The sequence below is a fragment of the Salmonella sp. NW645 genome (genome assembly GCF_051703725.1).
In the GTDB taxonomy this organism is placed as follows: domain Bacteria; phylum Pseudomonadota; class Gammaproteobacteria; order Enterobacterales; family Enterobacteriaceae; genus Salmonella; species Salmonella enterica.
Genome location: NZ_JAMMKR010000005.1, coordinates 371,541 through 384,801, shown reverse-complemented (window position 1 = coordinate 384,801; position 13,261 = coordinate 371,541). Strand labels below are relative to the sequence as shown.

Sequence of the window (13,261 nt, the reverse complement as noted above, 5' to 3'; positions counted from 1 at the left end):
TTGCATCCGGCAACTAACTTTGGATAATGCCCGTTTTCAGAACTCAAACACAGCAGACTACACTTTTATGAAAAACGACGTCATTTCACCGGAATTTGATGAAAACGGTCGCCCGCTGCGCCGTATTCGTAGTTTTGTTCGTCGCCAGGGGCGACTGACAAAGGGGCAAGAACACGCGCTGGAAAACTACTGGCCGGTGATGGGCGTCGAGTTCAGCGAAGCGCCGGTAGATTTCGCCACGCTGTTTGGTCGCGAAGCGCCGGTGACGCTGGAGATTGGTTTTGGCATGGGGGCGTCTCTCGTGGCGATGGCGAAAGCGCGCCCGGAGCAGAATTTCCTCGGTATTGAAGTGCATTCGCCCGGCGTCGGCGCGTGTCTGGCGTCCGCTCATGAAGAGGGCGTTGAAAACCTGCGCGTCATGTGCCACGACGCGGTAGAAGTGTTGCATAAAATGATTCCTGACAATTCTTTATCGATGGTTCAGCTCTTTTTCCCTGACCCGTGGCATAAAGCGCGTCATAATAAACGCCGTATCGTTCAGGTGCCGTTTGCTGAACTGGTATTGAGCAAGCTGAAATTGGGCGGCGTTTTCCATATGGCGACCGACTGGGAAGCGTATGCGGAACACATGCTTGAAGTCATGTCTTCTATCGACGGGTACAAAAATCTGTCAGAGAGCAATGATTATGTACCGCGCCCGGAATCGCGCCCGGTAACGAAATTTGAACAACGTGGCCATCGTCTTGGTCATGGCGTATGGGACTTAATGTTCGAGAGGGTGAAATAATGGCAAAGAACCGTAGTCGTCGTCTGCGTAAAAAAATGCACATTGACGAATTCCAGGAATTAGGATTTTCGGTGGCATGGCGTTTTCCGGAAGGTACATCTGAAGAGCAGATCGATAAGACTGTCGATGACTTTATTAATGACGTTATTGAGCCTAATAAACTGGCGTTTGACGGCAGCGGCTACCTGGCCTGGGAAGGGCTGATTTGTATGCAGGAAATCGGTAAATGTACCGAAGAACATCAGGCGATTGTGCGTAAGTGGCTGGAAGCGCGCAACCTTGAAGAAGTCCGAACCAGCGAACTTTTCGACGTTTGGTGGGACTAATAAGTACAGGGTCGGCAAATGCCGGCCCGCTTTGTCTTGAGGGAAAGTTATGATGCGCAAAACGCTGCTGGCGGCAGTGCTAACGTTGACGGCGATGGCCGCTCATGCAGATTACAAATGCAGTGTCACGCCGCGTGACGATGTGATCCTGAGTCCACAAACGGTGCAGGTGAAAGGTGAAAACGGCAACCTGGTGATCACGCCGGACGGCAATGTGATGTACAACGGTAAGCAGTACACCCTTAGCGCCGCGCAGCGCGAGCAGGCGAAAGATTACCAGGCGGAGCTGCGAAGCGCGCTGCCGTGGATTGATGAGGGCGCCCGATCGCGCGTAGAAAAAGGCCGCGTGGAGCTGGATAAAATCATCGCTAAAGAGGTGGGCGAAAGCAGCAACATGCGTAGCCGTCTGACGAAGCTTGATGCGCAATTAAAAGCGCAAATGAACCGCATTATTGAACACCGTACGGACGGCCTGACGTTCCACTATAAGGCTATCGACCAGGTGCGTGCCGACGGTCAGCAGTTGGTGAATCAGGCGATGGGCGGTATTTTGCAGGACAGTATTAACGAAATGGGCGCCAAAGCGGTGCTTAAAGGCGGCGGCAATCCTTTACAGGGCGTGATGGGCAGCCTCGGTGGTTTGCAAACCGCTATCCAGAACGAATGGAAAAATCAGGAGAAAGATTTCCAGCAGTTTGGCAAAGATGTCTGTAGCCGCGTAGTAACCTTAGAAGATAGCCGCAAAGCGCTGGTTGGCAGCCTGAAGTAATCTTTCCTTTTTAAACAATGGCGTAGATCGTATCTGCGCCTTTTTATTCTGTTTTTTCCTGCATTTTGTTATCCATCTCTAAAAAATACTCTCTGTTGGATATATATCGCTGGTTAATCGTATGGCGTCACATTATTCGTCTGCAATATAGAGATAATGCGACCAGTTGACATAACTGGAGATATAACATGGAGTTTTTCAGGAAAACGGCATTAGCTGCTCTGGTAATGGGTTTCAGCGGCGCAGCGTTCGCTTTACCGAATATCACCATCTTAGCGACCGGCGGAACGATCGCTGGCGGTGGTGATTCAGCAACAAAATCAAATTATACGGCAGGTAAAGTCGGCGTCGAAAATCTGGTGGATGCCGTTCCTCAATTGAAGGACATTGCGGTAGTGAAAGGCGAGCAGGTCGTTAACATTGGCTCGCAGGATATGAACGATGAAGTCTGGCTCACGCTGGCGAAAAAAATCAATACCGAGTGCGACAGCACCGACGGTTTCGTGATCACCCACGGTACTGATACGATGGAAGAGACCGCTTATTTCCTCGATCTGACCGTGAAATGCAATAAACCGGTGGTACTGGTCGGCGCGATGCGCCCTTCCACGTCAATGAGCGCAGATGGCCCGTTCAACCTCTATAATGCGGTAGTAACAGCGGCTGATAAACAGTCTGCCAATCGCGGCGTGCTGGTGGTAATGAATGATACCGTGATGGACGGACGCGACGTCACTAAGACCAATACGACTGACGTGGCGACGTTTAAAGCGGTTAACTATGGCCCGCTGGGTTATATCCACAACGGTAAAATTGACTACCAGCGTACACCAGAGCGTAAACATACCACCTCCACCCCGTTCGACGTGTCGAAGCTGACCGCGTTGCCGAAAGTCGGTATCGTTTATAACTATGCGAATGCGTCCGATCTGCCGGCAAAAGCGCTGGTAGACGCGGGTTATGACGGGATCGTGAGCGCAGGCGTGGGTAACGGCAACCTGTATAAAACGGTCTTTGATACCCTGGCGACCGCTGCGCACAACGGTACGGTAGTGGTGCGTTCTTCACGTGTGCCGACTGGCGCAACCACGCAGGATGCGGAAGTTGACGATGCAAAATACGGCTTTGTCGCTTCCGGCACGCTGAACCCGCAAAAAGCGCGTGTCTTACTGCAACTGGCATTAACCCAGACTAAAGATCCAAAACAGATCCAGACGATGTTCAATCAGTATTAAAGATAATGCCCCGGTCGGAAGGCCGGGGCCATCTTTGGAAGACCTCTCGCACAACCAACACTATTATCTTGCTAATTATCATCCTGGTTATGATAATTGTGGGCGTCATGTCTCTGGACGGGAGGTCCACAAGTGGTTCGACAATGGATTGCTGGCGCAGCGCTGTTTGCCCTGATTTCAGACTATAGTTGGGCAGAGGTTGCTCAACCCTCCGATAACATCTTAAAAGAACAGTTTAGTAAGCAGTACCACGGCATACTTAAACTGGATTCCATTACCTTAAAAAATCTTGATTCGAGGGGCAATCAGGCCACCTGGTCTGCCGAAGGGGATATTTCTTCCCGTGAAGATATGTATACCGGCGTTGGTATGGCGGCGGATTATTATTTTGTTGAAAAAACCTGGACCAAAGATCGTCCCGTTAAATTTTCTGCCATGTTGACCAGCAAAGGGACGCCAGCCTCTGGCTGGACGGTGAGCTATTACTCATTACAAATGGCAGCCAGCGATCAGGGCCGGGCTATTGACGACATTAAAACGAATGATAAATACCTGATCGTCAACAGTGATGACTTTAACTATCGGTTTGGCAACATTGAAGCCTCTTGGCGTGCGCAGAAAGCGTCGATCCCCGGTCTTGAAAAACAACTCTCTGCCCTGGATAAGAAAATAGCGGTAGCTAAAAAAGAAGCGGACGCATATTGGGGAAAAGGCGCTGATGGGAAACCGTTGACCCGCGCCGAGGCGTTTAAAAAGACGTTAAAAGAGCGCGATGATTATGTAAAAGCCAACGATAGCAGCGTATATGCCGAGAAATACGAAAAAGAGGTCTATCAACCGGCATTAGACGCGTGCCGTAAGCAGAGTGAGCCGTGCAATGAAGCGGCTATTCAGCAGAAAAGAGATTTAGACATACACGAGCAACGGCGGCAGGTATTTTTGAAATCAGAAGAGCTGCGTCGAAAAGCGCAGAATGACTGGATAACGTTAGAGAAAGGACAATATCCGCTGAATATAGCGGTACAGAAACTTCAGATGCAACAGAGTGATATCCGCATGAAAATCATGGATATTAATGACGGTTACGAGCGCTGGAAAAAAGATACGGACGATTTGCGTCGTAAAGGCGTTATTAAATAATGCGCTTGCCGGCGGCGCATTAACCGCCACAGATCGGTAAGCGTCGCGCCATCAGGTATTTTACCCGCTGGCGCGACAGGCTTATTCCTTGTTATTCCGCGAGAAACAACTCAAGAAGAGAGTTTAAAAACAGTTTACCGTGCCGGGTAATCTGCCAGTATTGCTCGCATTCGGTCAGGTAGCCCTGGGCAATAGCCTCGTCGATTGGCTGACGAATAACCGCTTCCGTAAGCCCGGTGTAGTCGACAAATTCGGCGCGAGGCGCGCGCTCCAGCAACCGAAAACGGTTCATAAAGAACTCAAAGGGTTTATCGTCATCACTCACGTCACGCTGGCTTTCCAGGTAACGTCCCTGCATATAACCGCGTGGGTGACGGGTTTTGGTGGTGCGCAGGATCCTGCCGCCCGGGAAGGTGACTTTACCGTGGGCGCCGCAGCCAATACCCAGATAGTCGCCAAAGCGCCAGTAGTTCAGATTATGCTGGCACTGATAACCGGGTTTGGCATAGGCCGACGTTTCGTATTGCTGATAGCCCGCGGCGGTTAGTAACTGGTGGCCCTGCTCAAAGATATCCCACAGAGCGTCATCGTCCGGTAAAACCGGCGGACGCGAACCGAACAGAGTGTTGGGTTCAATCGTCAATTGATACCATGAGAGATGCGGCGGATTAAGCGCAATTGCCTGTCGCAAATCGTTCAGCGCCTCTTCCAGCGTTTGGTCCGGCAATCCATGCATCAAGTCGAGGTTAAAGCTGCGTAGCCCAAGCCCATTTGCCAGTCTTGCTGCCCGCATCGCCTCTTGTGGACCGTGAATACGGCCAAGACGTTTCAGCTTAGGCTCACTAAAGCTCTGCACGCCAATGGAGATCCGGTTTACGCCGGCGCGCTGATAGTCGATGAAGCGGTCGGCTTCGACCGTGCCGGGGTTCGCTTCCATGGTAATTTCCGCATCCGCCGCCAGATTCAGGCGCGCACGCACGCCGTCCAGCAGCGTTTGCATCGCCGGCCCGGAAAGCAGGCTTGGCGTACCGCCGCCAATAAAAATGGTCTTTACTTCACGCCCTTGCGCCCAGGCGACGTCGGCATCCAGATCGCTTAACAGATGCTGGACGTAGTCGTCATGCGGCACCTCGCCCTTCAACGCATGGGAATTGAAGTCGCAATATGGACATTTTTGTACACACCAGGGAATATGAATATAAAGACTGAGCGGCGGTAGTTTAGCCATTGCGTAACGCATCCAGCAGCAGCTTGAGCGCTTGTCCACGGTGGGAAATCGCGCTTTTTTCTTCACGGGTCAGTTCTGCGGCGGTTTTGCCTTCAGACGGTACGAAGAAAATGGGATCATAGCCAAATCCGCCATTTCCGGCCGCCTGGCGAGTAATAACGCCAGACCAGCTACCGTGACAGACTATCGGTGTGGGATCTTCGGCATGACGCAAATAAACCAGTACACAATGGAATCGCGCCTGGCGTTTGTCGTCCGGAACATCCCGTAGAGTATGCAGCAGTTTTTCCAAGTTTTGCTGATCTGTCGCGTTTTCGCCAGAATAGCGCGCGGAATAGATACCCGGCGCGCCGCCTAAAACGTCAACGGCCAGACCGGAGTCATCGGCAATGGCGGGCAGACCGGTCATTTTAGCGGCATGGCGCGCTTTGAGAATCGCGTTTTCAATAAACGTCAGGCCGGTTTCTTCCGCGGAATCGACGCCCAGTTCCGTTTGCGCTACCACATCAAGCCCAAAATCGCTTAACAGCGACGCGAGCTCGCGCACTTTACCGGCGTTGCCGGTTGCGAGAACAACTTTTTGCATGGGATACCTACTCAGTTAACGCCGCAATTTCCGGCGGGATCTGTTGCGGGTGAATAATTTTTACCTGTTTGTGACGGCCCAGCTCGCCTTTTTCGATGACGATCTGACTTTTCGCCACGCGAAACTGTTTACCGAGAAACTTGATCAGATGGCTGTTTGCCTGACCGTCAACCGGCGGGGCAGTAATGGCGACTTTCACCTCGTCGCCATGTAAGCCCACAATACTGTCGCGGCTGGCTTTCGGCTGAATATAAAGCCGTAACACCAGACCGTCTTCGCAGCGAGTCACAGCACTCATAGCGCCATCCACAGCCCCGGCAGCAACATGTTGCCTGTCGCTTGTAAGACTTCAGCGATCCCCATATTAACGACATACAGCAGCAGCACCAGAACCATCGGCGAGAAGTCGATGCCGCCCATCGCAGGCAGTATACGGCGAATCGGGCTGAGCAGCGGCTCGGCAAGCTGAATCAATACATATTCAATCGGGCTACGACCCTGGCTCACCCAGCTCATGATAGCCATGACCAGCAGCACCCAGAAGATCAGCAGGCCGATTGTTTTAAGCAAGATAAGCACCGCAGCAATCCAGATAATCGCCTGAAACGTAATTACCTTAAACAGCACTATCGCCTTAATAACGCTAAGAATAAACGCCACCAGCAGGGAAGCGCTGTCAATCGGCCCCATTGGCGGGATAATACGACGCAGCGGTCCGATGATGGGCTGCGTAATTTTCACCACGAACTGGGAGAAAGGGTTGTAAAAGTCACAGCGGGCCCACTGCATCCACACGCGCAATAATAGCACCATGGTATACAGCTCAATTACCGTTGAGAGCAGGAAGGTCAACGTATTCATGGCGTTCCTCAGTTTTCCTTAATTTTTTGTGTAATCACGAGCACCAAAGATAGCGGTGCCGATGCGCACCATTGTGCTACCTGCCGCAATCGCGGCTTCCATATCGTCGCTCATACCCAGAGATAGGGTATCAACGTCAGGGTAGCGCGCTTTCAGCCCGGCAAATGCTACAGCCATTTGACGTGCGACTTCAAACTGCCTTACATAATCTGACTCTGGCGCCGGGATCGCCATCAGTCCGCGAAGCCGCAGACGCGGCAGTGTAGCCACCGCCGCGGCCAGCTCATCCAGTTCCGCCAGCGGAATGCCTGATTTGCTGTTTTCATCGCTGATATTAATTTGGATCAGAACATTTAGCGCCGGCAGATTATCCGGACGCTGTTCGCTCAGCCGCGAGGCGATACGCAGGCGATCGATGGTATGACACCAGTCAAAATGCTCGGCCACCAGCCGACTTTTGTTGGACTGTAAAGGGCCAATAAAGTGCCAGTGCAGGCCTTCCACTTTCGCTTCCTGAAAGTGGCGGATTTTTTCCACCCCCTCTTGTACATAATTTTCACCAAATGCCCGTTGTCCGGCGGCAATGGCTTCTGCGATGTCGCTCGCAGGTTTGGTTTTACTCACTGCAAGCAACGTAACTTCTTCTGAAGAGCGGCCGCAACGCGTCGCCGCGGCGGAGATTTTGTCCCGGATGTATGCCAGGTTATGCGCGATATCGTTCATTTTCCGAGGATGTTTATATGAATATGGAAGAAATTGTGACGCTTAGTGTAAAGCATAACGTCTCGGATCTACACCTGTGTAACGCCTGGCCTGCGCGATGGCGCAAACAAGGACGCATGGAGAACGCGCCTTTTACCGCGCCTGATGTCGACAGGCTTCTGCTTGATTGGCTTAATGATGCGCAACAATATCAGTGGCGAACGCACGGCCAGCTTGATTTCGCCGTCTCGCTGTCTGGCACGCGGCGCCTGCGCGCCAGTGCGTTCATACATCAACAGGGAACGTCGCTGGCGCTACGGCTATTGCCCGAGCGTTGTCCTGATCTGGCGGAAATCCAGACGCCGCCGATAGTACCCGTACTGCTTGCCAGCGAGAACGGACTGATTCTGGTCACTGGCGCTACTGGCTGCGGGAAGTCCACCACGCTGGCGGCGATGGTGGGATATCTTAATCAACATGCCGATAAACATATCCTGACGCTGGAAGATCCTATTGAATACCGTTACACCAGCAAGCGTTGCCTGATACAGCAGCGGGAAATCGGCCAGCATTGCGCCACTTTTGCCGCCGGGCTGCGCGCGGCGTTACGTGAAGATCCCGATGTCATTTTACTGGGAGAGCTGCGTGACAGCGAGACCATTCGCCTGGCGCTGACGGCGGCGGAAACTGGGCATCTGGTACTGGCAACCCTGCATACTCGCGGTGCGGCGCAGGCGGTGGAAAGATTAGTGGATAGTTTTCCGGCGCAGGAAAAAGAACCGATACGCAGTCAACTGGCGGGTAGTCTGCGCGCCGTACTATCACAAAAACTGGAGGTCGACAGACAGGATGGGCGCGTGGCGTTGTTTGAATTACTGATTAATACGCCAGCCACAGGGAATTTGATCCGTGAAGGCAAACTCCATCAGTTGGCCCACGTGATACAAACCGGGCAGCAGCAGGGGATGATGACATTCGCCCAGAGCGCGCAATGGCGTCAGGCGCAGGGACGACTGTAGCGAAGATGGCGGCGTAGGGGGGGAGGAAAGTGTTGACTGGCGCGGTGGATTGAACGGTATACAGGCTTGTATCCTGGCGAACCGGCGTTAAAATCGCAGCTTTGTTAAAACCACAGCGAAGCCATTTAACGATGTCATCACAACCGAATCAAAGCCTGATAGATGGCATTCGCTGTCTGCAATATCTGGTTTCCAGCGACCGTGCTATCGGATGTCGCGAGCTTGCCCGGCTGATGGATATTAATACCACGCGCGTTAATCGCCTGTTAATGACGATGGCCTCTATTGGACTCACGATGCAGGATGAGCACCGACGCTATTTACCCGGGCCAGGCATTCATGCTTTGGCGGTGCAGGCGATTCGCGGTTCAGCGCTGTTCTCCCATGCGTTGCCTATCCTTGAGCGCCATGCGCCCAAAGACATCGTGGTGGCATTAGGCGTGCTATGGGAAGACCAGATTATCTATATTTATCACTCTACGCCGGGTTCGCAGGGAAGTCAGGCGTTGGCGGGGTTTCGCATGTGCCCGGCCTGGCAGTCGGTAACAGGAGTGGCGTTACTGGCGGCAGAAAGCGATGAGGCGCTAATGCAGCGTTTTACTCCGGAGCAGTGGCGTAATCTGGCGCCGCATGTGGCGCAGCAGCGCCAGCGGGGATACGTGCTGTGGCATCACGCTGATGGTGAAGTTTCTATGGCGCAACCGCTAGACAAGCACGCCGCAGCGCTGGCCTTTGCGGGAATGTGGCGGATTGATGAGGCGGAGGCGGCTGCGCGTTTACAGGCGTTGAAGGCATTAAACCAGCGTATTGCCCAGTAAGCCTGGCAACCGTGACCGCGTTATCCGCCTGCTGACAAAAACGGCTTTAATACCCCTGTTCAAAATAGCTTTCGAGGATAATCACGGCGGAGGCCGAGTCCACTTTGCCTTTGTTCAGCGCGCGATACCCACCTCGTTCAAACAGACCGGAGCGTGCTTCAACGGTGCTGAGTCGTTCATCGTGCAGCGTGACAGTTACCCCGAAACGCCCATGAATACGGTTAGCGAATTTACGTGCGCGCGCCGTCAGCGGTTGTTCAGTGCCATCCATATTAAGCGGTAGCCCGACAATAATTTCGTCTGGCTGCCACTCTTTCAGCAAACGTTCAATGAGCGTCCAGTCGGGCGTGCCGTCCTGTGCTTTGATTGCCGGAAGCGGACGGGCGGTGCCGGTAATGCGTTGTCCTATTGCAACGCCGATGCTTTTTGTGCCGAAGTCAAAGGCCAGTAAGGTACCGCTCATCAGGCGTGCCCCGCAACGCCAGGCATGGTCAGAATATCAATGCCAATAAGTTTTGCCGCTTCGCGCCAGCGCTCGGCAATGGGCGTTTTGAACAAAATATTGAGATCGGCGGGCGCGGTAAGCCAGGCGTTATCAAGCAACTCTTGTTCAAGCTGGCCTTTATCCCAGGAGGCGTAGCCCAGCGCGACCAGCACATCGGAAGGCTGTTGTTGGGTACCTAACGTTTCCAGCACATCGCGGGAGGTGGTAATCACGGTATTGTCTGAGATACGAATGCTGGAGGCGAAACGTGACGGCGGAGTATGGAGAATAAATCCGCGATCTTCCGCCAGCGGGCCGCCGAGCATCACGGCTTTATCAAGACGAATTGCCGAATCGCGCGGTTCCGGCGTAATTTTTAGTTTTTCCAGAATCCCTTCAATTTGCAGATTTTCCAAAGGCTTATTAATAATAATCCCCATAGCGCCGTCCTGGTTGTGCTCGCAAATATACACCACGGAACGGCGGAAAATCGGGTCCTGGAGCGCAGGCATGGCAATAAGAAAGTGATGCTGTAAATTCATTGTCAGAGGTTCTGTTTCCTGGTTCAAAAAAACGACAGCGTTCAGTATGTGGGGAAAGCGGACGGTTGTCACTCATATAAGCCGTCTTTTGCCAAAGGACAGCTGCCTTATCGGGCAATTGATTGCCGGATGGCGATGCTGATGCGCCGCCTTATCCGACCGGGGCGGCGTGATTGCTCAGGCCCGGTAAGCGCACGCCACCGGGCAATAAACGTTTACTTCGCCAGACGCGCTTCGATGGCGTCCATCAACATCCCGGTGATAGAGATCGGATATTCCGCTTCAATTTCACGCACGCAGGTTGGGCTGGTCACGTTAATTTCCGTTAAGCGGTCGCCGATAATATCCAGACCGACGAAAATAAGCCCTTTGGCTTTAAGCGTTGGTCCAACGCGGCGGGCGATTTCCCAGTCGCTTTCGCTCAACGGACGGGGTTCGCCGCGACCACCAGCCGCCAGGTTGCCGCGGGTTTCGCCGCCCTGCGGAATACGCGCCAGGCAGTAAGGCACCGGCTCGCCGTCGACGACCAGTACGCGCTTATCGCCATCTTTGATAGCGGGCAAATAGTTCTGCGCCATGCAGTAGCGGTTGCCCAGCTCGGTCAGCGTTTCGGCAATAACGCCTATGTTAGGATCGCCTTCCTTAACGCGGAAAATGGACGCGCCGCCCATACCGTCCAGCGGTTTCATAATGATATCGCCGTGCTTTTCCCAAAACGCTTTGAGCTGCGCTTTATTGCGCGTTACCAGCGTTTCCGGCGTCAGATCGGCAAACCAGGCAGTATACAGTTTTTCATTACAGTCGCGCAGGCTTTGCGGTTTGTTGACGATCAGCGTCCCTTCCTCTTCAGCGCGTTCCAGAATATAGGTCGCATAAATAAACTCGGTATCAAACGGCGGATCTTTACGCATCAGGATAACGTCGAGGTCGGCAAGTTTAATCTCCTGCTCGCTGCCGAACTCGTACCATTTATCGTAATTTTGCTCCACGCTCAACGTTCGCGTGCGGGCGCGGGCTTCGCCGTTAATCAGATAAAGGTCGGCCATCTCCATATAATGAAGTTCATAACCACGACGTTGGGCTTCCAGCAGCATAGCGAAACTGGTGTCTTTCTTGATGTTGATGTGTGCGATGGGGTCCATCACGATGCCGAGCTTGATCATTATTTTCTCCGTTAACGCTTCATCCTAAGTCGCCAAAACGCACCTGTAGCGCAGTAATGGCGGTGAGCGCGGTTGTCTCAGTACGCAGAACGCGAGGTCCTAACAGAATATCAGTAAACTGATAGCGCGCGGTCATCGCGATTTCGTCCGCCGACAGCCCGCCTTCCGGGCCGATCAGCAGTCGGACGCGTTCAACCGGCAGCGGCAGAGTGTTGATGCTGGCATGGGCGCGCGGATGAAGATTGAGCTTCAGCCCGGAATCTTGCTCGGCGCACCAGGCCTCCAGCGCCATCGGCGGGCGAATTTCCGGCACCCGGTTACGCCCGCATTGTTCGCAGGCGGCGATGGCGATCTTTTGCCACTGCTGGCGCTTTTTGTTCAGACGTTCATTATCCAGTTTAACGCCGCAGCGCTCAGAGAACAGTGGCGTAATGAGGCTTACACCCAGTTCGATCGATTTCTGGATAGTAAATTCCATTTTTTCACCACGCGACATCACCTGGCCCAGATGGATATGCAGCGGCGATTCACGATCGTCGATTTCGCCTTTCATCACTTGCACTTCAACGCTTTTCTTACTGGCGCTAATGATTTCAGCATCGAATACCTGATTACTGCCGTCAAACAGCTGTAACGCTTGTCCCGGTCCCATGCGCAGTACACGACCAATATGGTTGGCCGCATCTTCGCATAACGAAATCTGCGTACCGGACGTCAACAATTCAGGGTGATAAATGCGGGGAATACGCATAATAAAAAAATCCGCGTCATGGCCCCGGCGTTTGGCTATCCAGGGCATGGGTTAACAAGAATCCCGCTAGTGTAGGTTAGCTCTTTCGCGCCTGGCAAGCGCGTTGCACATAGGGATTATGATTACCCTGGACCTTCGCGATACGCGCATCGCGCTCGCACTCCCAGGCGGTAACGGGGTACTGCTTATCCCAGACGTTAAAAAGCTGCGTTTGTTGGCGGGAAAGTTTCAGTTGGTATTGGTCGCGCATATAAAAATAAGTGCGGGCGATTGCGCCACGGGCGCGGGCGGGCGGCTCGGCGATTTTCGCTTTAAAATCCACTTTCATGGCGCATTGCCCGTACTGACCTTCGCCGCCGTTCCACTGGCTATACATAAAGTTGCCGCGATCGCCATTCACTTCGCCAATGGCGGGCTGTAGGTTATGCATATCGCTTTCCATTTTGCGGTAGACCGGATCTTTAGCGCAGTTTTTTCGCCCGCCGTCCTGCCAGCACTGGCGCTGATGACCGAATTGCCAGGCGGGGACAACGTGCTCCCACTCAATGCGTCTGGCGCGATTCTCGTTTTTACGCACCTTATAGCCGCAGGACTCCAGGTCTACGACGCCTTTTTTACCCTGCCAGTGGATTTGGCACCCGCAGTAAAAGCTGCCGGGCGCGTCGGCATTGACTTTGACGCTCGCCGCTTTGGCCTGAGAAAAATTGTTAATGCCATCGGCCAGGGCCTGGCCTGAAAACGCTGCGGCCAGCAACACAGCGGCAAAAGAGAAATTACGGTACATTGCACACTCCATAGCAAAACGAGCCCGCAACGTAACGAAAGTTGTGTCTGTATGCAATCAGTCCGC

Annotated in this window: 17 protein-coding genes; 7 read left to right on the top strand and 10 right to left on the bottom strand. The window is 53.3% G+C overall.

Annotated elements, in window-relative coordinates; all coding sequences use genetic code 11:
* Positions 1 to 67 precede the first annotated feature (67 nt).
* The 5 genes from trmB to NA389_RS13660 all read left to right on the top strand — a co-directional run bounded on the left by trmB (position 68) and on the right by NA389_RS13660 (position 4,257).
* A complete protein-coding gene (trmB, locus tag NA389_RS13680; protein ID WP_000786890.1) occupies positions 68 to 787 on the top strand; it encodes a tRNA (guanosine(46)-N7)-methyltransferase TrmB in 720 nt (239 codons plus the stop codon).
* The gene (locus NA389_RS13675) at positions 787 to 1,113 is read left to right on the top strand and encodes a YggL family protein (protein ID WP_001107559.1); all 327 of its coding nucleotides are present in this window, start codon (positions 787 to 789) and stop codon (positions 1,111 to 1,113) included. Before trmB ends, NA389_RS13675 begins: the two co-directional genes overlap by 1 nt.
* A gap of 49 nt (positions 1,114 to 1,162) precedes the next feature.
* Positions 1,163 to 1,882 (top strand): DUF2884 domain-containing protein, encoded by a 720-nt coding sequence (locus NA389_RS13670; RefSeq protein ID WP_000984836.1) that lies wholly within the window; start codon positions 1,163 to 1,165, stop codon positions 1,880 to 1,882.
* 188 nt (positions 1,883 to 2,070) lie between these two features.
* Positions 2,071 to 3,117, top strand: a complete 1,047-nt coding sequence (gene ansB, locus NA389_RS13665) for an L-asparaginase 2 (protein WP_000394189.1) — start codon at positions 2,071 to 2,073, stop codon at positions 3,115 to 3,117.
* 132 nt (positions 3,118 to 3,249) lie between these two features.
* A complete protein-coding gene (locus NA389_RS13660; RefSeq protein WP_000252186.1) occupies positions 3,250 to 4,257 on the top strand; it encodes a DUF1202 family protein in 1,008 nt (335 codons plus the stop codon).
* 91 nt (positions 4,258 to 4,348) lie between these two features.
* Here NA389_RS13660 and hemW read toward each other — a convergent pair whose 3' ends face one another.
* The 5 genes from hemW to NA389_RS13635 are packed head-to-tail and all read right to left on the bottom strand — an operon-like array spanning position 4,349 to position 7,655.
* Positions 4,349 to 5,485, bottom strand: a complete 1,137-nt coding sequence (gene hemW / locus NA389_RS13655; protein WP_001096532.1) for a radical SAM family heme chaperone HemW — start codon at positions 5,483 to 5,485, stop codon at positions 4,349 to 4,351.
* The gene (locus tag NA389_RS13650) at positions 5,478 to 6,071 is read right to left on the bottom strand and encodes an XTP/dITP diphosphatase (protein ID WP_001174771.1); all 594 of its coding nucleotides are present in this window, start codon (positions 6,069 to 6,071) and stop codon (positions 5,478 to 5,480) included. The genes hemW and NA389_RS13650 overlap by 8 nt, the downstream gene beginning before the upstream one ends.
* A gap of 7 nt (positions 6,072 to 6,078) precedes the next feature.
* On the bottom strand, positions 6,079 to 6,369 hold the full coding sequence (gene yggU / locus NA389_RS13645; protein WP_001277203.1) for a DUF167 family protein YggU: 291 nt from the start codon (positions 6,367 to 6,369) through the stop codon (positions 6,079 to 6,081).
* Positions 6,366 to 6,932: a YggT family protein gene (locus NA389_RS13640; RefSeq protein ID WP_001094848.1), complete on the bottom strand. Its 567-nt coding sequence runs from the start codon at positions 6,930 to 6,932 to the stop codon at positions 6,366 to 6,368. The genes yggU and NA389_RS13640 overlap by 4 nt, the downstream gene beginning before the upstream one ends.
* 18 nt (positions 6,933 to 6,950) lie before the next feature.
* Entirely contained in the window at positions 6,951 to 7,655 is a 705-nt protein-coding gene (locus NA389_RS13635; RefSeq protein ID WP_000997812.1) for a YggS family pyridoxal phosphate-dependent enzyme, read from the bottom strand.
* 17 nt (positions 7,656 to 7,672) lie between these two features.
* Here NA389_RS13635 and NA389_RS13630 point away from each other — a divergent pair, with 17 nt between their 5' ends.
* Both NA389_RS13630 and NA389_RS13625 read left to right on the top strand, forming a co-directional pair.
* Positions 7,673 to 8,653 (top strand): type IV pilus twitching motility protein PilT, encoded by a 981-nt coding sequence (locus NA389_RS13630; protein WP_001055640.1) that lies wholly within the window; start codon positions 7,673 to 7,675, stop codon positions 8,651 to 8,653.
* 131 nt (positions 8,654 to 8,784) lie between these two features.
* Positions 8,785 to 9,471 carry an IclR family transcriptional regulator domain-containing protein gene (locus NA389_RS13625; protein ID WP_000098339.1) on the top strand — a complete coding sequence of 229 codons (687 nt, stop codon included), beginning with the start codon at positions 8,785 to 8,787 and terminating at the stop codon, positions 9,469 to 9,471.
* A 46-nt stretch (positions 9,472 to 9,517) separates the two neighbouring features.
* Here NA389_RS13625 and ruvX read toward each other — a convergent pair whose 3' ends face one another.
* The 5 genes from ruvX to endA all read right to left on the bottom strand — a co-directional run bounded on the left by ruvX (position 9,518) and on the right by endA (position 13,195).
* On the bottom strand, positions 9,518 to 9,934 hold the full coding sequence (gene ruvX, locus NA389_RS13620; protein ID WP_000017096.1) for a Holliday junction resolvase RuvX: 417 nt from the start codon (positions 9,932 to 9,934) through the stop codon (positions 9,518 to 9,520).
* A complete protein-coding gene (locus NA389_RS13615) occupies positions 9,934 to 10,497 on the bottom strand; it encodes a YqgE/AlgH family protein (RefSeq protein ID WP_001053167.1) in 564 nt (187 codons plus the stop codon). The genes ruvX and NA389_RS13615 overlap by 1 nt, the downstream gene beginning before the upstream one ends.
* 215 nt (positions 10,498 to 10,712) lie before the next feature.
* On the bottom strand, positions 10,713 to 11,660 hold the full coding sequence (gshB, locus tag NA389_RS13610) for a glutathione synthase (protein ID WP_000593248.1): 948 nt from the start codon (positions 11,658 to 11,660) through the stop codon (positions 10,713 to 10,715).
* A 19-nt stretch (positions 11,661 to 11,679) separates the two neighbouring features.
* Positions 11,680 to 12,411, bottom strand: coding sequence for a 16S rRNA (uracil(1498)-N(3))-methyltransferase (rsmE, locus tag NA389_RS13605; RefSeq protein WP_001222488.1), 732 nt, complete (start codon positions 12,409 to 12,411; stop codon positions 11,680 to 11,682).
* Positions 12,412 to 12,487: 76 nt separating this feature from the next.
* Positions 12,488 to 13,195, bottom strand: coding sequence for a deoxyribonuclease I (gene endA / locus NA389_RS13600; protein WP_000286131.1), 708 nt, complete (start codon positions 13,193 to 13,195; stop codon positions 12,488 to 12,490).
* Between the last annotated feature and the right edge of the window lie 66 nt (positions 13,196 to 13,261).